Source organism: Thermaerobacter composti (genome assembly GCF_033582035.1).
In the GTDB taxonomy this organism is placed as follows: domain Bacteria; phylum Bacillota; class Sulfobacillia; order Thermaerobacterales; family Thermaerobacteraceae; genus Thermaerobacter; species Thermaerobacter composti.
In genome coordinates, this window is record NZ_CP132508.1 from 2,223,109 (window position 1) to 2,243,875 (window position 20,767).

General features: G+C 65.8%; 15 protein-coding genes. 8 read left to right on the forward strand and 7 right to left on the reverse strand.

Annotated features, from left to right (window positions below; all coding sequences use genetic code 11):
- Positions 1–19 precede the first annotated feature (19 nt).
- The 8 genes from ilvN (at position 20) to ilvB (ending at position 11,874) form a co-directional block, all read left to right on the forward strand.
- On the forward strand, positions 20–628 hold the full coding sequence (ilvN, locus tag Q5761_RS09050; RefSeq protein WP_318750342.1) for an acetolactate synthase small subunit: 609 nt from the start codon (positions 20–22) through the stop codon (positions 626–628).
- A 167-nt stretch (positions 629–795) separates the two neighbouring features.
- Positions 796–1,857 carry a ketol-acid reductoisomerase gene (gene ilvC / locus Q5761_RS09055; protein ID WP_318750343.1) on the forward strand — a complete coding sequence of 354 codons (1,062 nt, stop codon included), beginning with the start codon at positions 796–798 and terminating at the stop codon, positions 1,855–1,857.
- A 36-nt stretch (positions 1,858–1,893) separates the two neighbouring features.
- A complete protein-coding gene (locus Q5761_RS09060; RefSeq protein ID WP_318750344.1) occupies positions 1,894–3,222 on the forward strand; it encodes a 2-isopropylmalate synthase in 1,329 nt (442 codons plus the stop codon).
- A gap of 318 nt (positions 3,223–3,540) precedes the next feature.
- Positions 3,541–4,842 carry a 3-isopropylmalate dehydratase large subunit gene (gene leuC / locus Q5761_RS09065; RefSeq protein ID WP_135224130.1) on the forward strand — a complete coding sequence of 434 codons (1,302 nt, stop codon included), beginning with the start codon at positions 3,541–3,543 and terminating at the stop codon, positions 4,840–4,842.
- A 301-nt stretch (positions 4,843–5,143) separates the two neighbouring features.
- Positions 5,144–5,671, forward strand: coding sequence for a 3-isopropylmalate dehydratase small subunit (gene leuD / locus Q5761_RS09070; protein WP_318750345.1), 528 nt, complete (start codon positions 5,144–5,146; stop codon positions 5,669–5,671).
- Between the two features lie 151 nt (positions 5,672–5,822).
- A complete protein-coding gene (leuB, locus tag Q5761_RS09075; protein WP_318750346.1) occupies positions 5,823–7,382 on the forward strand; it encodes a 3-isopropylmalate dehydrogenase in 1,560 nt (519 codons plus the stop codon).
- 272 nt (positions 7,383–7,654) lie between these two features.
- Positions 7,655–9,343 carry a dihydroxy-acid dehydratase gene (gene ilvD, locus Q5761_RS09080; protein ID WP_135225858.1) on the forward strand — a complete coding sequence of 563 codons (1,689 nt, stop codon included), beginning with the start codon at positions 7,655–7,657 and terminating at the stop codon, positions 9,341–9,343.
- Positions 9,344–9,960: 617 nt separating this feature from the next.
- The gene (ilvB, locus tag Q5761_RS09085; RefSeq protein WP_413084500.1) at positions 9,961–11,874 is read left to right on the forward strand and encodes a biosynthetic-type acetolactate synthase large subunit; all 1,914 of its coding nucleotides are present in this window, start codon (positions 9,961–9,963) and stop codon (positions 11,872–11,874) included.
- 140 nt (positions 11,875–12,014) lie between these two features.
- Here the strand turns inward: ilvB and Q5761_RS09090 are convergent, their stop codons facing one another.
- The 7 genes from Q5761_RS09090 to Q5761_RS09120 form a co-directional block, all read right to left on the reverse strand.
- Positions 12,015–13,373: a dihydroorotase family protein gene (locus tag Q5761_RS09090; RefSeq protein WP_318750347.1), complete on the reverse strand. Its 1,359-nt coding sequence runs from the start codon at positions 13,371–13,373 to the stop codon at positions 12,015–12,017.
- Between the two features lie 72 nt (positions 13,374–13,445).
- A complete protein-coding gene (locus Q5761_RS09095) occupies positions 13,446–15,323 on the reverse strand; it encodes a helix-turn-helix domain-containing protein (RefSeq protein WP_318750348.1) in 1,878 nt (625 codons plus the stop codon).
- Between the two features lie 428 nt (positions 15,324–15,751).
- On the reverse strand, positions 15,752–16,189 hold the full coding sequence (locus Q5761_RS09100; protein ID WP_318750349.1) for a cupin domain-containing protein: 438 nt from the start codon (positions 16,187–16,189) through the stop codon (positions 15,752–15,754).
- 42 nt (positions 16,190–16,231) lie between these two features.
- The gene (locus tag Q5761_RS09105; protein WP_318751638.1) at positions 16,232–17,176 is read right to left on the reverse strand and encodes an ABC transporter substrate-binding protein; all 945 of its coding nucleotides are present in this window, start codon (positions 17,174–17,176) and stop codon (positions 16,232–16,234) included.
- A gap of 173 nt (positions 17,177–17,349) precedes the next feature.
- On the reverse strand, positions 17,350–18,525 hold the full coding sequence (locus Q5761_RS09110) for an ABC transporter ATP-binding protein (protein ID WP_318750350.1): 1,176 nt from the start codon (positions 18,523–18,525) through the stop codon (positions 17,350–17,352).
- Positions 18,526–18,574: 49 nt separating this feature from the next.
- Positions 18,575–19,333, reverse strand: a complete 759-nt coding sequence (locus Q5761_RS09115; RefSeq protein ID WP_318750351.1) for an ABC transporter permease — start codon at positions 19,331–19,333, stop codon at positions 18,575–18,577.
- A 41-nt stretch (positions 19,334–19,374) separates the two neighbouring features.
- Positions 19,375–19,944, reverse strand: coding sequence for an ABC transporter permease (locus tag Q5761_RS09120; protein ID WP_318750352.1), 570 nt, complete (start codon positions 19,942–19,944; stop codon positions 19,375–19,377).
- Positions 19,945–20,767 lie beyond the last annotated feature (823 nt).

The window sequence follows — 20,767 nt, forward strand, 5'->3', positions numbered from 1 at the left end:
ACGGAAGGGGGTGAGACCGGTGATCCACGTCATGGTGCTGGCCGCCGACCGACCCGGGATCCTCCGGCGCATCCTCGGCGTCTACGAGAGCCGGCGTTACCAGGTCCGGTCGCTGGCCGCCGGCCCCGCCGGACCGGCCGGGTTCCTCCGGATCAACCTGGGCTTGGACGAACCGGCCCCGCGGGCCCAGCGGCTGGCCGCCCAGCTGGCGCGCCTGATCGACGTGGTGAGCGTCGAGGTGGTCGAACCCTCCCGCGCCGTGGGGCGGGAGCTCGCCCTGGTCAAGGTGCTGCTCGACCACCCCGGCCGGCGGGCCGACGTCCTGCAGGTCGCCCAGGTCTTCCGCGCCCGGGTGGTGGACGTGGCGCCCCGCTCGCTGGTGCTGGAGGTGACGGGCGACCCCACCAAGGTCGAGGCCTTCCTCAACCTGGCTGCGGAGTTCGGCCCGGTGGAGGTCATGCGCACCGGGGTGGCGGCCCTGGGCCGGGGCGGCCGGGTCCTTCCGGGGGCAGCAGCCGCAACCCAGCTGGGAGCAGGCCCTCTCCGGGATCCCTCCGCAGAGGAGAACCCGTTGCCCATCCCGGCCAGCACCTTGCCCCCTGTCCTGGCTACCGGTTCCCACCCATAAGGGGCCGGGCCACCTCGCTGGCCATCCCGGAGGCCGCTCAGGACAGCCGGCCAGGATCCGTAGGTTCCGCCGACGGCCGTAGGCCACGAGGGATCAATGGGCAGCCCACGGGGGCGCTCTCCACCCACCACCATTAGGAAGGAGACAGTACGACGGGAGGGAACGCCATGGCAACCATCTACTACGATCGTGACGCAAACCCGGACCTCATCCGCCGGCGCCGGGTCGCCATCATCGGCTACGGCAGCCAGGGCCACGCCCAGGCCCTCAACCTGCGCGACCGGGGGGTCGAGGTGGTGGTCGGTGTCCGGCCAGGAGCCAGCGCTGATCGGGCGCGCGCCGACGGCTTCCCCACGGGCTCGCCGGCCGAGGCGGCGGCCGCGGCGGATGTGGTGGTCATGCTGATCCCCGACGATCGCCAACCCGCCGTCTTCCGAGAGGAAATCGCCCCCCACCTGACCGAGGGCAAGGCCCTGGCCTTTTCCCACGGGTTCAACATCCACACCGGCCAGATTCAGCCGCCGCGGGGGATCGACGTCTTTATGGTGGCACCAAAATCCCCCGGCCACCTGCTGCGCCGGTTGGTCCGGGAAGGACGCAGCGTTCCCGGCCTGCTAGCGGTGGCCCAGGATGCCACGGGGGATGCTAAGGCTCTGGCCCTGGCATACGCCTGGGGTATCGGATGCACGCGGGCAGGGGTCATCGAGACCACGTTCCAGGAGGAAACGGAAACGGACCTGTTCGGCGAGCAAGCGGTGCTCTGCGGCGGCATGACGGAGCTCGTCAAGGCCGGGTTTGAGATCTTAGTGGAAGCTGGCTATCAGCCTGAGATCGCCTACTTCGAGTGCCTCAACGAGCTGAAGCTCATCGTGGACCTTATGTACGAGGGCGGCTTGGCCCGTATGCGCTATTCCATCAGCGACACCGCCGAGTACGGCGATCTAACCCGCGGGCCACGGATCATCGACGCAGGGGTCCGACAGCGAATGCGGGAGATCCTGGCCGAGATCCAGACCGGAGCCTTTGCTCGGGAATGGATCCTTGAGAACCAAGCCGGACGCCCGGTTATGAACGCCCGCCGTGCCCAGGAGGCCCGGCACCCCATCGAGGAGGTAGGCCGCCGGCTGCGTGCCATGATGGACTGGCTGCCCAAGGACGCAGAGGGTGGGGCGCCGACGGCGGCAGACGCGGCCCGCCGGGCGGCCCGGGCCGACCAGACCACCGCCTGACCGGACGGCCCTAGACCCTGAAGGGAGGGATGCCCCATGGCGGATGGGGTTGGCGAGGTCACGAGGACCCCCACGACGGACGCCTCGACGGAGACCCCTGCGAGGCGAACCGGCGTGACCCGCCCCGCGGGGGCCGACGCCGAGGCCGGAGGAGCCGGCGCGAACCCCGATCGGGTGCGCATCTTCGACACCACGCTGCGCGACGGCGAGCAGACCCCCGGCGTGGCCCTGACGGTGGAGGAGAAGGTCGAGGTGGCCCGCTGGCTCGAGGCGCTGGGCGTGGACGTCATCGAGGCCGGCTTCCCCGTGGCCTCCGACGGCGAGTTCGAGGCGGTGGGCCGGATCGCCGAGGCGATCCACGGCCCGGTGGTGGCGGCCCTGGCCCGCACCGCGGCGGCGGACATCGACCGGGCCTGGGCGGCCATCCGCCACGCCCGCCGGCCGCGGATCCACGTCTTCGTCTCCACCTCGCCCGTCCACCTGGAGGCCATGTTGCGCATGACGGAAGACCAGGTGCTGCGGCTGGTGGAGGAGATGGTGGCGTATGCCCGCTCGCTGTGCCCGGACGTGGAGTTCTCCGCCCAGGACGCCACCCGCAGCGACGTGGGCTTTCTCGCCGAGGTGACGGCGGCAGCCATCGAGGCCGGGGCGACCACCATCAACCTGCCCGACACCGTGGGCTACGCCACGCCCTGGACCTACGCCCGCATGTTCCAGGAGGTCATGGCCCGGGTGCCCGGGTCGGACCGGGTGGTGTTCAGCGCCCACACCCACGACGACCTGGGCATGGCGGTGGCCAACGCCCTGGCGGCGGTGCGGGTGGGGGTCCGCCAGGTGGAGTGCACCATCAACGGCATCGGCGAGCGGGCGGGCAACTGCTCCCTGGAAGAGGTGGTCATGGCGCTGGCGGTACGGGGCGACGTCTTCGGCGCCACCACGGGGGTGGACACTCAGAGGCTGGTCCCCACCAGCCAACTGGTCTCGCGCCTGACGGGCGTGCCCGTTCCTCCCAACAAGGCGGTGGTCGGGGCCAACGCCTTCGCCCACGAGTCGGGCATCCACCAGGACGGCGTGATCAAGAACCCGCTGACCTACGAGATCATCCGGCCCGAGGCGGTGGGAGCCGGCGGCTCGCAGCTGGTGCTGGGCAAGCACTCGGGCCGCCACGCCGTGCGGGTGGAGCTGGAGCGGCTGGGCTTCCGCCTGCCGGAGGAGGCCTTCCGTGAGGTCTTCCGCCGCTTCAAGGCCCTGGCCGACCGCCGGGAGTTCGTCAGCAAGGAAGCCCTCGCCCGGCTGGCGGCCGAGGTGCTGGACGAACGCCAGCAAGAGAGCGGGGCCGCATCCCGGCTCGCCCACGGCGCCTGACCCCCCGAACGGGCCGTGGGGAGCACGGGGCGGCCCCCCAAGGCCGGGCGTGCGGCCGGGTCCCCAGCCCAGACGGCCGGCCGCATGCCCAGCCTATGAGGATTCGGCGACCGAGGTGCGGCTCCCTGTCGGCCACCGGGGGCCGGCGGGCGTCGACATCCGGCCCCTGGGAAGGCGCCGGACGTCGGCGGACCTCCAGGGACGGGGGGCTGGCCCCGGCGACCGACCCGGCACGACCGGCCGCCCGGTCCACGGCCACACCCCGCGCCGAGGGCCCCATGCGTCGACGGCAAGGCTTGCGCAGAGGAGGTTCAACCCATGGCGGCACGCCGCCCGATGACCATCACCGAGAAGATCCTCGCCGCCCACGCCGGCCTCCCCTCGGTCGAACCCGGCCAGCTGGTCGAGGTCCGGGTCGACTTCCTCATGGCCAACGACATCACCGCGCCCCTGGCGATCCGGGCCTTCCGGGAGATGGGGGCGACCAAGGTCTTCGACCCCGAGCGGGTGGCCATCGTCCTCTCCCACTTCGCCCCCAGCAAGGACATCCGCAGCGCCGACCAGTGCAAGGTGGCGCGGGAGTTCGCCCGGGAGCAGGGCCTGACCCACTACTACGAGATGGGCGAGGGCATCGAACACGCGCTGCTGCCCGACCGCGGGCTGGTTCTTCCCGGCGAGCTGGTGCTGGGGGCCGACTCCCACACCTGCACCTACGGCGCCGTGGGCTGCTTCGCCACCGGCGTGGGCAGCACCGACCTGGCGTACGCCATGGCCACCGGCGAGACGTGGCTCAAGGTGCCGGAGACCCTGAAGTTCGTGTACTACAACCGGCTGCAGCCGTGGGTCACCGGGAAGGACCTGATCCTCTACACCATCGGCCGGATCTCGTGCGACGGGGCCACGTACAAGGCCATGGAGTTCACCGGCGAGGCCCTGGCCGACCTCAGCATGGACGGGCGGCTGGCCATGGCCAACATGGCCATCGAGGCCGGTGGGAAGAACGGCATCTTCAACCCCGACCAGCGGACCCTGGACTACGTCGCCCAGCGGGCCCAGCGGCCGTGCAGCCCCGTCTGGTCCGATCCCGACGCGGAATACGCCGAGGTGTACGAGTTCAACGCCGCCCAGATCGAGCCGCAGGTGGCCCTGCCCTGGTCGCCCGACAACGTGCGGCCCCTGAGCCAGGTGGAGCGCGTCCCCATCGACCAGGTGTTCATCGGCTCCTGCACCAACGGCCGCCTGGACGACCTGCGCATGGCCGCCCGCATCCTGCGCGGCCGCCGAGTGCATCCCGAGGTGCGGGCCATCGTGATCCCCGCGTCGCGGGACATCTACCTGCAGGCGCTCAAGGAGGGGCTCATCGAGGTCTTCATGGCCGCCGGGTGCGTGGTCAGCGCCTCCACCTGCGGCCCCTGCCTGGGCGGCCACATGGGGGTCCTCGGCAAGGGCGAGCGGTGCGTCAGCACCTCGAACCGCAACTTCGTCGGACGGATGGGCCATCCCGAGTCGGAGTCGTACCTGGCCAACCCGGCGGTGGCCGCAGCGTCGGCAGTGGCGGGCCGGCTCTGCCATCCGGAGGAACTCGGCATCCGGTACGAAGAGGTGGCCGGGGTGGCGTGAGGCGGCCTGGAGTGCCCGGCGTGGTGGGGGGCGATCTGCAGTGCCTCCGTTCGGGGCGGCGGGAGGCGACCCGGAGTGCCCGGCGTGGCGGGAGGCGACCTGCGGTGCCTCCGTCCCGGGGGCGGCGCCCGTGGTGCAGGGCGCTCCCCGAGGGCAGCAGGCCGCTCGCGCGAGCGCGGTGGGTCCATGGCCGGCGGGGGCGGCGGAGGGAGCATCCGGGGGCGGCGGCCGGTTCGTCCCGTCCTACGGGCGTCGGACGCGATAGACGACGCGAGGTGCGCACGGTGAGGAGGTGGCGGCCGTGGGCCGCGTGTGGAAGTACGGCGACGACATCAACACCGACGTGATCATCCCGGCGCGGTACCTGTTCACCACGGACCCGGCGGAGCTGGCGGCCCACTGCATGGAAGACCTGGACCCCAGCTTCGCCGGCAAGGTCCGTCCCGGCGACGTCATCGTCGCCGGCCGCAACTTCGGCTGCGGCTCGTCGAGGGAACACGCACCCGTCGCCATCCGGGCCGCGGGGGTGGCGTGCGTCATCGCCGTGTCCTTCGCGCGGATCTTCTACCGCAACGCCATCAACGTGGGCCTGCCGATCCTGGAGTGCCCCGAGGCGGTGGCCGCCCTGCAGGACGGCGACGAGGTTGAGGTCGACGTGGCGGCCGGCACCATCCGGCGCGTGGCCACCGGGGAGACCTTCCAGGCGGCCCCGTTCCCGCCCTTCATGCAGGAGATCCTGCGGTGCGGCGGGCTGGTGGAGTACGCGCGCCGCAAGCTGGCGGCCGCCGCGGCGGCACCGGAGGGTGCGGACCCAGGGCGGTCCCCTTGACGGTTGACACCGGACAACTGCCACCGGACCACGCGATGTCGCGGGCCTCGGGGACGGACCGGACCAGCGCTCCCCGAGGGAGCCGCGCGGAACGGAAGCCCGGACGAAGGCAGCCGACGGACGCCGGCACGAGTGCCATGAGGGCCTTCCGATGCCGGGACGGATTGCGGAGGGGGCGGGCAGCATGACGTATCGCATCGCCGTCCTGCCCGGGGACGGCATCGGCCCCGAGGTGACGCGGGAAGCGGTGCGGGTCCTGGAGGCGGTGGGGGCGGCGGCCGGGATCCGCTTCGAGTTCGTCGAGGCACCCATCGGCGGCGCCGCCGTCGACGCCACCGGCGACCCCTTCCCGCCCGAGACCGAGCAGGCCTGCCTGGCCGCCGACGCCATCCTGTTGGGAGCGGTGGGCGGGCCGCGTTGGGATCGCGAGCCGGTGGCCCGCCGGCCGGAGTCCGGCCTGCTGCGGCTGCGCAAGGGCGTCGGCGCCTACGCCAACCTGCGGCCGGTGCGGGTTCATCCGGCCCTGGCGGGCCGCGGTCCCCTGCGCCCCGAGGTGGTCGGCGGCGGGATCGACATCCTGATCGTCCGCGAGCTCACCGGGGGGCTCTACTACGGCGAGCGCGGGGTGCAGCAGGAGCCCTTCGGCGAGCGGGCCTACGACACCATGGTCTACACCACGCCCGAGATCGAGCGGGTCGTGCGCATGGCCTTCCAGCTGGCCCGCGGGCGGCGCCGGCGGGTGATCTCGGTCGACAAGAGCAACGTGCTGGAGACCTCCCGCCTGTGGCGCCGCGTGACCGAGGCGGTGGCCGAGGAGTTCGGCGACGTGGAGCTGGAGCACATGCTGGTGGACAACGCCGCCATGCAGCTGGTCCGCAACCCCGGGCGCTTCGACGTGCTGGTGACCGAGAACACCTTCGGCGACATCCTGAGCGATCTCGGCGCGGCGCTCTGCGGCTCCCTGGGGCTGCTCCCCTCGGCCAGCCTCGGGCTGCCGGGCCGGCCGCCCCTCTTCGAGCCCGTCCACGGCTCGGCGCCCGACATCGCCGGCCGGGGCATCGCCAACCCCCTGGGGGCCATCGCCTCGGCGGCGATGATGCTCCGCTACGCCTTCGGCCTCGAGCGGGAGGCCCGCGCGGTGGAGGAGGCCGTCGACGACCTGCTGGCCGCGGGGCCGTGGACGCCTGACATCGCGCCGCCCGGCGCCCCGGTGGCGGGCACCGAGGACGTGGGCCGGGCCGTCGCCCGCCGGGTGCGGGAACGGCTGGCCCCCGCGCCGCTGGAGCCGGTGGTGCCGGCGGCGGAGCGGGACGGCCGGGGATCGCCGGACCGCCGCGGGTCCGGGGAGGGTCCGGGGCTGGCCGGCGATGCGGTGGCCGCCTCGTGGATCGCCGGCGACTACGGCTTCCGGCCGGTTCCTCCGGACGAACCGGCCCCGCCCGCCGGGGCCCCAGGCGCTGCCCGCGACCGCGCCGGCCGGGGCCCGACCCCCGACGCAGCGCCCGGCGGCGTCCACGGACCAGAGGCGGCGTCGGCCGGCCGGGGGGGAAGCCGGGGCACCACCCCTGGACCCCAGGGCTCGGCCGACCACGCCGCCGCCACCAACGGGATGGTGCCGCCCGGCCAACGCCCCACGGCCCCACCATCGGCACGCCGGGACGCCGGGACGGGGAGCACCCGTCGCCGGGCCCGAGCTCGGAAGGGAGTGTGAGACGCGTGACGTCGCCATCCGGAACGGGGACGGGCGTGGCGCCTGCGGCGGCAACGGAACGGGGGACGGCTGCGGTGCGACCCGGGCCGACCGCCGCGGCGCAGCAAGGGTCGACCGCCGCCGTGCCGCACGGGCGGACCGCTGCGGCGCAGCAAGCATCGACCGTCGCCGTGCCGCCCGGGCCGACCGCCACCGGCCCCGCCACGACGGGCGGTTCGTCGGTCCAGGCGCCCCCGGCGGCCGAGCCCCGGGCCAACGGCACGGCCGTCCCCCTGCGCAGCCGGGAGGTGGTGGAGGGATTCCACCGCGCCCCCCACCGCTCCCTCTTCAAGGCCATGGGCTACACCGACGAGGAGCTGCGCCGCCCGCTGATCGGGGTGATGAACAGCCGCAACGAGATCATCCCCGGCCACGTGCACCTGGACAACATCGCCCGCGCCGTGTGCGACGGCATCCGCATGGCCGGCGGCACGCCGATCCAGTTCGGCGTCATCGGCGTCGACGACGGTATCGCCATGGGCCACCGCGGCATGCGCTTCTCCCTGCCCAGCCGCGAGCTCATCGCCGACTCCATCGAGACAGTCACCGAGGCCCATCAGCTGGACGGCCTGGTGCTGATCCCCAACTGCGACAAGATCACGCCGGGGATGCTGATGGCCGCGGCCCGCCTGAACCTGCCCACGGTGGTGGTCAGCGGCGGGCCGATGATGGCCGGCAACGTCTACGGCCGGGCCGTCAACCTGGCCACGGTCTTCGAGGGCGTGGGCGCCTTCCAGGCCGGCCGCATCACCGCCGAGGAGCTCTTCGAGCTGGAGGAGGCCGCCTGTCCCACCTGCGGCTCCTGCTCCGGCATGTTCACCGCCAACTCCATGAACTGCCTGACCGAGGCCATCGGCCTCGGGCTGCCCGGCAACGGCACCATCCCGGCCGTGGAAGCCGCCCGGCTGCGGCTGGCCAAGCAGGCCGGCATGCAGGTGATGGAGCTGGTGCGCCGCGGCATCCGGGCCCGGGACATCCTGACCGAGGCCGCCTTCCGCAACGCCCTGGCCGTCGACATGGCCCTGGGCTGCTCCACCAACACGGTGCTGCACCTGCTGGCCATCGCCCACGACGCCGGCCTGGCCGACGTGATCACCCTGGACCTGATCGACGAGATCAGCCGCTCCACGCCGCAGCTCTGCAAGCTGGCCCCGGCGGGCCCCCACCACATCCAGGACCTGCACCAGGCCGGCGGCATCCAGGCGGTGCTGGCGGAGCTCTTGCGGGGCGGGCACGTGGACGGCTCGGTGCTGACGGTCACCGGCCGGACCCTGGCAGAGAACGTGGCCGCCGCCCAGGGCCGGATCCAGCGGGCCCGCGCCTGGCGATCCGACGTGATCCGGACGCTGGAGGAGCCCTACAGCCCCGAGGGCGGCCTGGCCGTGCTGCGCGGCAACCTGGCCCCCGACGGGGCGGTGGTGAAGCAGGGGGCCGTTGACCCGGCCATGCTGCGGCACCGCGGCCCGGCCCGGGTCTTCGACAGCGAGGAGGACGCCGCCGACGCCATCCGCCAGGGCCGCATCCGCCCGGGGGACGTGGTGGTGATCCGCTACGAGGGGCCGCGGGGCGGGCCCGGCATGCGGGAGATGCTGGCCATCACCGCCGCCCTGGCCGGCATGGGCCTCGACCGCGAGGTGGCCCTGGTGACCGACGGCCGCTTCTCCGGCGCCACCCGGGGCGCCTCCATCGGCCACGTCTCGCCGGAGGCCGCCGCCGGCGGGCCCATCGCCCTGGTGGAGGACGGCGACGAGATCGAGATCGACATCCCGGGCCGCCGCCTGGAGCTGCGGGTTCCTCCGGACGAACTGGCCCGCCGCCGCGAGCGGTGGCAGCCGCGGCCCCCGCGGGAGGCGCGGGGTTACCTGGCCCGCTACGCCCGGGCGGTGACGTCGGCCAACACGGGTGCGGTGCTGATGGGTTGAACTGATGGGCTGACGGGAGCCTTGACGGAAGCCGCGTTGCAGCCGCGTTGCATCAGCGTGGGGCCTGCCTGGGCCCGATGGGCCCGTAGGGTGCGATCGCAAAGGGTCCGATAGGGTTCCGACATGGTCAGGGTTCCGACATGGTGCTGATCGGGTCGTGGTATGGTCCTGGCCCCGACGAGGCCGTGGTTTCGCAGGTGTCGTGGTTCGTTCAGGTTTCGGTGGTTCTTTCCGGTTAGGAGGGTTGCGCCGTGACTTCCTTCGGCGATTGGGTTGCCACCCGCCCCCCATCGACGGCCGCCGCGGGCGAGCCTCCGCCCGGTTTCACCCCGGGCGCCGACGGGCGAGAGCCGTCGCCCGACGGTGAGCCGTTGCCCGACGGCCGGGCCGACGGACGGAGCCGGCACCCGGCGGTCCCCCCTGGCACCGGCTCCAAGGCCGGCGCGGAGCCTCACCCCCGGGTCGGGGCCGAGGCTCGCGCCAAGACCGGGGCCGATGCTCGCCCCGATCGTGGGGCTGTAGGGAGCCCCCAGGCCGGCACCGAGGCTCGCCCCAAGACCGGCGCTGCGGTGGGCACCCAGACCCGCACCGAGGCTCGGCCCAAGACCGAGGTTGCGGTGGGCACCCAGACCGGCACCGAGGCTCGCCCCAAGACCGGAGCCGAGGCTCGCCGCGCCGTCGGGGCTGCAGGAGGCCCCCAGGCCGGCGTCGTGGCCAGCATCTCGGCCGGCGCGGGCCCTGCCCCCCGTACCCAGCGGGCGCCCATGACGGGCGCCGAAGCCGTGGTCCAGGTGCTGGTGGAACAGGGGGTCGAGGTGGTCTTCGGCATCCCCGGCGGCGCCGTGCTGCCCCTGTACGACGCCCTCTACGGGGCCCCGCTGCGCCACGTCCTGGCCCGCCACGAGCAGGGCGCCGCCCTGGCCGCCGACGGCTACGCCCGGGCCAGTGGGCGGGTCGGGGTGTGCATCGCGACCTCCGGTCCCGGAGCCACCAACCTGATCACGGGCCTGGCCACCTCCTACCTGGATTCGGTCCCCGTGGTGGCCATCACCGGCAACGTGGGGCGGGCGTTCCTCGGCACCGACGCCTTCCAGGAGGCGGACACCTTCGGCGTCAGCATGCCGGTGACCAAGCACAACTACCTGGTGCTGGACCCGGAAGAGCTCCCCGCCATCCTGCGGGAGGCCTTCGCCGTGGCCGCATCCGGCCGGCCCGGGCCGGTGCTGGTGGACATCCCGAAGGACGTCTTCACGGTGACCATCCCGCCGGAGGCGTGGGATCGCCCGCTGCGACCGACGCCCGTGGCGTCGGCGGCCGATGGGGACGACCACCGTCAGCGCCACGACAGCACACCACGGGTTGGCACCCACCCTAGCCCATGGGGGTCCGCCGGGTGCCGCGGCCTGGGCAACCTGGACGAGGCGGCCCGGCTCATCGCCCGCGCCCGGCGGCCCGTGCTCTACGCCGGCGGTGGGGTGATCGTCGCCGGGGCCGCCGAGGCCCTGCGCCGCCTGGCGGACGAGGCGGTTCTTCCGACCACCACCACCCTCATGGCGCTGGGCGCCATGCCCGGCGATCACCCCCTCTTCCTCGGCATGCCCGGCATGCATGGGACCTACGCCGCCAACATGGCCCTCACCGAGACCGACTGCCTCATCGCCGTCGGGGCCCGCTTCGACGACCGGGTGACCGGCAAGGTGTCGGCCTTCGCCCCCGACGCCGCCATCATCCACATCGACGTCGACGCCGCCGAGCTGGGCAAGGTCAAGGCACCGCGGGTGGCCATCGCCGCCGACGCCCGGCAGGGGCTGGAGGCGCTGCGGGAGGCCCTGGGCCGGGTTCGTCCGGACGAGTGGTCCGATCGCAGCCCGTGGCTCGAGCGGGTGAACGGCTGGAAGCAGGAGCACCCCTACCGCTACGACCGGGACCGGGCCCGCCGCGAACTGCTTCCCCAGGCGGTGATCGAGGAACTCGAGCGGGCCACGGCCGGCGACGCCCTCGTGGTCACCGGCGTCGGCCAGCACCAGATGTGGGCGGCCATGTTCTATCGGTACCGCCGGCCCCGGCAATTCCTGACCTCCGGTGGCCTGGGAACCATGGGCTACGGGCTGCCCGCCGCCATCGGCGCCCAGCTGGCCCGGCCGGACGCGCGGGTGCTGTGCATCGACGGCGACGGCAGCTTCCAGATGAACGTGCAGGAGCTCTCGACCCTGGCCGAGCTGGGGCTGCCGGTGAAAGTCTTCATAATTAATAACCGGGCCCACGGCATGGTGCGGCAGTGGCAGGACCTGTTCTACGGCCACCGCCTGTCGGCCAGCGTCTTCGAGCACCAGCCGGACTTCGTCAAGCTGGCCGAGGCGTACGGGGTGGCAGCCTACCGCATCACCCGCCCGGACGAACTGGCCGGGACGGTGCGCGAGGCCCTGGCGCGCCCCGGACCGGTGGTGGTGGACTGCGTCGTGCGGCAGGAGGAGGACGTGCTGCCCATGGTCCCGCCGGGGGCGGCGCTGAAGGAGATGATGGTGGGGTAGCCGGGAGGCTACCCCACCATCAGAAGGCGGTGCGCCAAACAGCGTCCCAATGCATGGCCAACGGCTGGCGTGGAACCAGCCGGATGGACCCCTGTGCCCCGTCCGCGGCCCTGCTCCGCTGCGTCCCTCTGACGTGAGTCTTAGCCGCCCCGGGCGCCCGGTCCGGGCAGGAAACGGCCCGAACCGGGCGGCGCAAGGACCTCACGGTTCTCCGCCACCTTCTTGCCTCGCAAGTACGTCGCCACGACGGCACCCTGCACTTCTTTGCCGCTGAACGGCGACCACTTCGCCTTGGAAAGGATGGTCTCGTCACGAATCACCCGTCGTGCAGACGGGTCCACCAAGACGAAATCCGCGTCGCTTCCAGGCAACAGCGCTCCTTTACGTGGGTAGAGTCCGTAAATCCGAGCCGGTTCCCGGGAATAGAGCTCGACGAACCGCAAGATCGAGATCCGGCCGGTTAGGGCTGCATCCAACAAAAGCGCCGAGGTTGTGTCGATGCCCGGTAAACCGAACGGAGCCTCCCAAATGCTTGCCGATTCTTTCTGTTCCCGGGTCGACGGCGCGTGATCGCTGGCCACGTAGGCGATCTGGCCGTCCCGCAATAGCTGCCACATCGCGCCGAGATCCGCTTCCGATTGGGCCCGTGCCGGCGGAGTGAATTTCCGAAAGGCGCCGAATTGACGCACCTCATCCTCAAACAAGTAGAGGTATTGTGGGCACGTTTCGGCCCAGACCTTCGCACCCCAGTTCCGCAATGTGGAGATGATTTCAACCACACTGGGGTGGCTGCAGTGGGCAAATACCACGCGGCCACCCAAGGCCCGGGACACCATGCCCACGGAGGCGACCGCCACCTGTTCGGCTAGCAACGAACGCCATTGCGGAATGACGCCGCCGTCGGCTTGCGATCTCGCCTTTAAGACTCTTTCCGCGTGCTCGGTGAGGGACTCATCCTCGCCGTGAACCAGATAGACCGCGTCGCGGCCCGCTAGACGCTTCATGGCTTCGGCCAACCGGGCTGTTTCGACCGCTTGGACCCCGTGGGTGGTGCAGGTAAACACCTTGATGAAGGTGGCGCCCGCAGCCCATACGTTGACGACATCGTCGACACTGTGAGGGGAAAAATGGGCCGCCAAACCGAAATCGACCACGGAACGGTTTGCAAGGTACTCGGCCTTCTCGACCAATTGTTCCGCCGTGTGGATCTGATAGACATGGCTGTGTTCGATCACCGTCGTGACACCTGCAGCAGCGGCGGCGGCACTCCCTGTGGGGAAGTCTTCCCTGGACAGATCGCCAGGGTCCATGAAGTGAACGTGGCTGTCAATAAATCCCGGAAGGACGAACAGGCCGTCAGCATCCACAACTTCCGCCGCGGGCACATCCAAGCGTCCTATGGCTACAACTCGCCCCGACGATACGTAAAGGTTGCCCTCGATGATACCATGGCTGGTTGCAATTTTCCCGCCCTTTACCACCAGGTCGATGTTGCTCATGAAGTCGACCCTCTCCTCTCCCATCACTTCTAGACGTCCCTCTCCCATCACTTCGAAATCGTCGCCCTACCGTTAATGGGAAGACCTAATCAGCCGAAGCACCGTGACGGCAAAGGTAAGCTGAAGCACATCGCTTGGTTTCGAAAGACTCTTTCCCGTCAGCTGCTCCACTTTATTTAAACGATAGCGAACGGTATTTGGATGCACCGCCAAAGCAGTCGCACACGCCTGTACATCTTGGTTATTCTCCAAATACGCAACCAGCGTCTCAAACAGTAAGCCGGAACGTGCACTTTCAGTAGCGAGTTCGCCCAGGGTTAGCTCGGCTGCCTTGATCATTTGACCAGGATCATGGGTGCGCAGGAGGAGTCTAAAAAGGCTCATATCCTGTACCGTCAGAATTTGATCACAACGGCCATATTCCCTGGCAATGGCCAGCATGGCCTTTCCATCTTGAAATGCCGATTGGAAATCAGCCAGATGGCGACAGGGTCCACTCAGGGCAATGAACAGTTTTGTTTGAGCCATTGTCCGCTTTACATGATCGCGCAAGGCGCGCCCCGCCAGTCGGCCCTTTTCCGCGCCTTGTTTCGGATCTTTCGCTTTATAAATGGCGACAATGACATCGCGAACCACCGTGGTGGCAATTAAAGAGAGGTGGTGGGAAAGGACATGGCTAACCTGTTCATTCAGACGGACTCGGACTCGACTATCGACCCGCCCGGATTCATCGACATCAATTAACATGAGCATGTAGTCGACGGTGGGATCGATGCCGTACATCTGCGCTCTTTCCGCCGCCCGATTCCAGTCCTTTACGTCCCCAGTCAGCAGGCTGTGCAGGAAATCGGCTTTCAGCCGTTCTTCGGTGTCCACGATCATTTTGTGCTTCATGAGCTCAAGGGCGAGGACACCGGCGCCCTCCGTCAGGGCCCTATACACCCACTCAGGGGGTTGGCCCTGGACTTCAATGAGACCCAAGTAAGCCGGTAAGTCATGGCCAACCGGTACCGGCACCACCGCCACGGCGTTGGTTCGCCCTTCCGATTTGGAGGGTTCGATGCGCACCAGCTCACCGCGACTAACGCACTGCGCAAGTCGCGCTGAGACCGTCGGATGTTCAATCCAGCGGGACCAGACTTCGATTTCCTCTTTGGTAATCGGCGATGCCGACGGAATACCCCAAGCCATCAGGCTCTGACGCCGGTCCCACGCTAACACCGGGGCATCCAGGCGTTCAGCCAGGGCTTGAAGGATGGCGGATTGACCGGCGCTATTCATGACCAGCTGAATTAAGTGCTGACGAACGGCCGATACTCGCTCTGTGGCCTCTTGTTCCCTTCGGAGGGCTTCAGCCAGCTCGCGGAGACGGCTGATGCTTTGCTTTTGCTCAAGGAGCAACCGAGCCAGCTCAATGGCGAGCGCGGCTTGGGTAGCAACTACCTGAAGAATCTGCTGTTCCGCCAACGAATAGGTTCGTACCGTCGGACTATAGACGTTCAGAACGCCAATCGGGTCGCCCCGCAACACCATCGGGATGGAGACGAGGGAACGATATCCGTATTCTTCCGCCAGGGAGAGCCAAGGTTTGAAGGACGGATCGTGGCGCACGTCGGAAATAATCACCGTGCGTCCACTTTGGTAGGCCCGGATGGAGGGGCTTTCGGACCACAACCCTGGCGTAAACTTGGGCTTGCGGCGCAGGTTGACCTCACGGATGTATCGCTCGTCCAGGCCGTAGGACCCTTCAATGCGCATCTGGCCTGCGGTGTCTTCGGGAAGTAAGATGGCGGCATATTTGAAGGCCAAACACTCGCAAACCCGGCGCGCGATGAAGTCTAAGGTCTCGCGCAGAGGACGCATCATCACCAAAAGCTGCATGACTTCACCGACCACGCCGGTAATGTGGTCCATGCGGCGACCGTCTTGGATGGATTGAATTGCGGACATCCCAGGCCCCCCTCTCGCCGTGCCCATCCGCATCCTCCATGTTTGGATTGGATAATGCGGAGCAATTCCCTGCCTTCATGTGCTGTCCGTCCGACGTCACGAGTCGTTGTTTGCGGATTAAGGGCAAATCCCCTAATCATTGGAACGACGTTTCGCGCCCGTCCGCCCTCGTCCTCCTGCCGCCCTGTCCCCACAGGGCCCGGGTGCAGCATGGGTGGTGGGACCGAATGAGCCAGCCGCCTACAGGGACCCACCGATCGTTTGGGTCCCCGAGGCGGCTGGGTTTTGACTTGCAAATTCCAGCAGAACCACCGACAGTCGCCAACACCTTCTGTCAGGCTTTGCCTAGAGATGCTTGCCCATCTTTTGAGCCAGAAGCTTGCTCATTTTGTGGGCCCCAGGTAATTTTACCATGTTACTCTACTTTGTTACTCTACTTTAATGCCTTTTGCAGCTAGATGACGTTCGACAACATCAACACTGTCCACAAAGGTTGTGCACGCAGCTTCCTTGTTCGGTACCCCAGCGTACGCAAACACAAGCTCCGCGTCTTCCGTATCACTCAGGTTGATCAACCCGTGGATTTCTCCTTTCGGTACGTAAACAAAGGTACCAGGGCCAACCTCTTTTTCGTAGTACGTGTCACCGTCCCCTATTAAAACCTTCAACTGACCCCGGATAATGTACATGCATGCATTGCATGCATGGTAGTGACGCTGGTTGCGCGATCCTGCTGGAATTATCGTATGGCCCATCGTAATATCGGTGGAACCCGCAGTCGCGTCGTTGATACCAAATTCAATCTTAAGCCCTCGCTCGTACTTGGTGTCCTGGGGCACGTCAGTGTTTCGAATAAACTTCGCCATGATTTGACCTCCTACATTGTTCTTAAACGGCCCCTATCCTGCCTACGGAAGTTTAAGGTCAAGTAGTTCAGCGGATTTTAAGTCGCTAAACCACTCAGGATGTTCCTCTACCACTTCACGGAGCACAGTGGTATCAAAGTGTCCCTCCATGGGAACCGGTGCGTTCAGCTTGCCTTGTTCAATTAACATCTGGTTTGAGCTATCCCATACCTCCTTTGTGAAATTGGTGATACGAATGTCAAAAGGAACGTTACGCATTGCTTCTCCAGCAATTTTGGGATCCAGTCCCGAGATCCAAGTAGCAACCACAGCGCCGGCTTCATCCGGATTCTGGCGAACCCAAGCAGCGGTTTCGGCAAAGCCTATGACGACCTTTTTTACCAAATCAGGCCGCTGGCGGAACGTTTCTTCTTTTGTCAGGCCGAAAATGATGTAGCCCAAGTATCCGCCTCCCCGTACAACTTCAACGGATCCTGGCACTTCCCGCAGCACCTGTGTCTGCCATGGTTCCCACAAAGAAAGGGCATCGACCTGTTTCGTCTTAATGGCCGTTACCGAGTTCGCGGGAGGCACCTGGACCATTTTGACGTCCTCGGCGCGCAGACCAGCCTTCTTCAGAACCTGCCGGAGATAGAGTTCAGCCGTCCCACCTAGTGAGAGCCCAATGGTTTTCCCCTTTAAGTCAGCGGGTTTCGTGATGCCCGACCCGGGAGCGGCCACGATCGCTAACGGCGTATCAGCCGTAAGAGATGCATTGTCGCCCATGATCGACATGAAGGCGACATTTCGGATCCCAGCCTGCAGCTCCGTCTGGAAGTTGTTCACGGCCGATGTGCCAAATTGGATGTCTCCGGAGGCAAGAGCCTTGGCTAACTCCTGGCCACTCTTGAACAGCTTTAGCTCGACGTCCATGCCATGCTTGAGAAAGAAGCCTTTGCTCACCCCAACCATGAAGAGCGAAGACAATACATTGTCTACAGCACCCATCGTCACCCTTTCGGCTCCGCCATCTTGCGATGGTTGCCCTCCACCACCAGAGCCCTGTGGCTGGCCGGCTGTGTCTTGCGCTGGACGTCCCCCGCCACACGCTGACATGAAAAGGGCCGCCAACAGAATCGTCGCGACTAAGCCCATAACACCCCTATGCATCCGCACCGGAATTACCCCCCTCTATCACTTTCAACCCGCTCCACCCAGTAATGTCCGGCCAGCTTAAGCAACTGCTGGGGCATGACTCGCTGAAGCTGAATTTCATGGCTTGTTACGGCCCCAACGGTACCGTAGGATTGGAGATATCGTATGTGAAAATCCTCCACGGGGAACTGAAAGTGGACCACAACTCGCACAGGTTCACCCCGGCGGACGGCAGCAAGGACATCTGGATCCAACTTCTTTGGGGCGTCCAACGCACCCTTCACCGCATAGCCGCCAGCTACGATGGCTACCCCAAGGGCAGACAGAATGGTGCGGTGGAGTAATATCTGCCACCAACGCCGTCTACCTTTACTGCTATCACCTTGTACCTCGTCGAAGGACCTCACCTCCCCATCGTCGCTGACGCTGCCCATCACCTCTTCCCGAATCGCATTGAAAATGAACTGACGTATTTCCTCCAGTTCGGGATTACCCATGACGTCTTCATAGGTTCGTTTTGCACGCGGAACCGGCACCGACACGATTGACTTTACCCGCCCCGGGCGTCGGGACATGATGACGACCTTGTCTCCCAAGTAGAGCGCCTCTTCAACGTTATGGGTCACAAAAATGATCGTAGGTGAAGTAGCCAAACTGATGCGATGCAGCTCCTGAGCAAGGGTAATACGCGTTTGGGCATCCAGAGCGGCAAAGGGTTCGTCCATCAACACGACTTTGGGGTTGGAGGCGAGGGTCCTCGCTACGGCTACCCGCTGTCGCATACCCCCAGACAGCTCGTAAGGGTATTTATCCTCAAATCCGTTTAACCCGCATAAATCTACGTACCGCTTGACAATTGTCTCCCTTACCTCTCTGGCAACACCCTGAATTTCGAGCCCATGGGCAATGTTCTGCCGCACCGTCCGCCACGGCAAAATGGCGATTTCTTGAAAGACCATACCTCGGTCCGAGCCTGGACCGGAAACAACCCTTCCATCAACCCGAATCTCCCCACTCGATGGACGAACCAGCCCCGCAATGAGGTATAGCAGCGTGGACTTACCACACCCACTTGGGCCCACTACCGTGACAAACTCACCATCTCCCACGGTGAGGTTGACCCCGTCGAGAGCCAATACCTGTTGCCGAGTGTGAGGATTGTAATATGTGTGTCGGAGATCCTTTATTTCAATCGAACTCACTGCGCGCCCTCCCCTTCACCAGAGGCTCGTCTTGTTACATCATGCCTGGTTACGCCATGCCCCACCGTTCCATCGTTCTCCGTTCAGCAAATGTGAAAATGACCCGATCGAGAGCTAAGGCGACAATACCCAGCAGCAAAATGCTGGCGACCATCACGTCGTTTCGGAAGTTATAGCTGCTTTGATAAATTAAATAGCCGATGCCCGAGGGTGCCGCAGCCATCTCCGCTGCAATTAACGCACGCCAGCCAAAACCAAGGCCTAACCGCAGCCCATTCAGCACGCTGGGAATCGCACCCGGAATGAGGACCTGCAAAATGATTCGAATGCGGCCTGCGCCAAGGACGCGTAATCCGTATTCATACGCGCGCGGTACGGCCTGTACCCCGGCAATTGTGTTGACAGCCACTACAAAAAAGACCCCGTTCGCTGTGACGAAGCCTATGGTGGGTTCGCCAATTCCAAACCACATCATGGCCAGCGGAAGCCATGCGATTCCGGAGAGGGAGTTGGCAAAGTTGAGAAGGGGACGCGCAAACCTAGCCGCGGCCGACCACATCCCGAGGAGGAGACCGGTGGATAGCCCCAGTATACTGGCAACAACATAATATTGAACCATGCGCACAAGGCTTTTCCCCAACTCGTTCCACAGCGTGCCTGTGATAATCATTTGAACAAGGGCTTTAACAACTTCCCCTGGGCTGGGGAAAAAGCCTCGCGGAATAATGCCTAGGCCTGAGCCCACGGCCCACAATCCAATGATGGTGACGATTATGACGCCCAATTGGACATTCTTTCGGTAAAACATGCTTTCGGCCCCTTTCCCAATCGTAGGCGGGTGGCAGACGGTTAGCGCTGAATAAGACCCCACCGACGAATGGTCGCCTCTTCGATAGGTTGCATGATGAGGTAGTCGATCAGAGCCGCAAGCAAGCCGATGACAACCATCCCGGCAATGATTCTGTCCGTCAATCCCACACTTTGGGCTCGAAAGATCAAGTGTCCCAGGCCACCTTGGGCCACGAGCATTTCAGCGCCAATCAAACCACGCCAGCCATATGCAAATCCAAGCCTGATGCCAGCGATGATACTTGGCATGGCCCCCGGGATGAGTACGTGGCGTATGACCTGCCACCGATTACCGCCCATGGTTAACACAGCATACTGCAGGACCCTGGGCACAGTTCGAATACCAGACAGGGTGTTAAAAAGCACGGTAAAGAAGAAATAATACGCCACAGTCATGATGACGGTGGCTTCGTTAAATCCAAACCAAACCAGGAAGAGGGGTAGCCAGGCGAGGGCAGGAATGGAGGTAAAGAAGCGAAACACGTCAAGCAGAGCGCCCGAAATCTTATCCCACAGCCCTATCGCCAGCCCCACAAAGACCCCAATGGGGATGACGATGATCCCCGTCACCAAAAGCCGCATCATTGACCGACTAATATAGGTCGTTAGGACTCCATTGACCGCGATCCGATTCAGCTCGGACCATACTTGCTTTGGGGATGCTAGAATTAACGGATCCGGAGACGTCCACCAGATGACCGCCATCCAAAAAGCTAGCACTGCCAGGAATGGCCCGACGTTATACCACAAGGATTGTAATAATTTGAGCCCTGGCCATTCGTGAGGAAGTCTGCTTCTAGGAACGCCATGACGCTGGCGCCCAATGGGCACCGGTGCCGATGAGCGCATACCGACACCCCCGCATCCCCACGTCTCGTACGAACGACGATCGATCGCGGTCCCAATGATTCGAACGATACGAGCTCTTACGTTGGCATTGTACCGACAAGGCTAGCGATCATAAAGGGTGTTTCTTTAATAGATTTTCACGAAAATCTGGTCACATATTGTATCTTTATACAAAAGAATGGGGCTGGTGGTGGTCAAAAGGGCTATAGTCTGACGGGTTAATCTCCTGTCGTCCTTGGCGGCAAGACGCTTCGTACTGCAATTTGCTTCTCCTTGAGGCATTACCTTGCTTTTCCTTGAGGGATCACCCTTTACCCGGCGTAGCCGAACGAAGGGGGTTCCCGGCTTAAATAGTAGGGGAGATTTGTTAAATACTGCAATCAGGTGGTGCATGTTTTCGCTAACGTGCCAGTAACCATTATGCCCAGCGCAAAGGTGACGGCCATTTCTATTTCGTCGTGTCAACGAACCCGTGAATAGTTTCGTCATCCAGCAATGGCAGATGGCCTTGTCGGTAGGATGCGCGTACGGGGGGTGTTTAATG

Bases quoted from the DNA above. Each gene is read 5' to 3' on its own strand.
- ilvC (WP_318750343.1), top strand. From the start codon at position 796: ATGGCAACCATCTACTACGATCGTGACGCAAACCCGGACCTCATCCGC.
- Q5761_RS09060 (WP_318750344.1), top strand. From the start codon at position 1,894: ATGGCGGATGGGGTTGGCGAGGTCACGAGGACCCCCACGACGGACGCC.
- leuC (WP_135224130.1), top strand. From the start codon at position 3,541: ATGGCGGCACGCCGCCCGATGACCATCACCGAGAAGATCCTCGCCGCC.
- leuB (WP_318750346.1), top strand. From the start codon at position 5,823: ATGCCGGGACGGATTGCGGAGGGGGCGGGCAGCATGACGTATCGCATC.
- Q5761_RS09090 (WP_318750347.1), bottom strand. From the start codon at position 13,373: ATGAGCAACATCGACCTGGTGGTAAAGGGCGGGAAAATTGCAACCAGC.
- Q5761_RS09095 (WP_318750348.1), bottom strand. From the start codon at position 15,323: ATGTCCGCAATTCAATCCATCCAAGACGGTCGCCGCATGGACCACATT.
- Q5761_RS09100 (WP_318750349.1), bottom strand. From the start codon at position 16,189: ATGGCGAAGTTTATTCGAAACACTGACGTGCCCCAGGACACCAAGTAC.
- Q5761_RS09105 (WP_318751638.1), bottom strand. From the start codon at position 17,176: ATGGGTGCTGTAGACAATGTATTGTCTTCGCTCTTCATGGTTGGGGTG.
- Q5761_RS09115 (WP_318750351.1), bottom strand. From the start codon at position 19,333: ATGTTTTACCGAAAGAATGTCCAATTGGGCGTCATAATCGTCACCATC.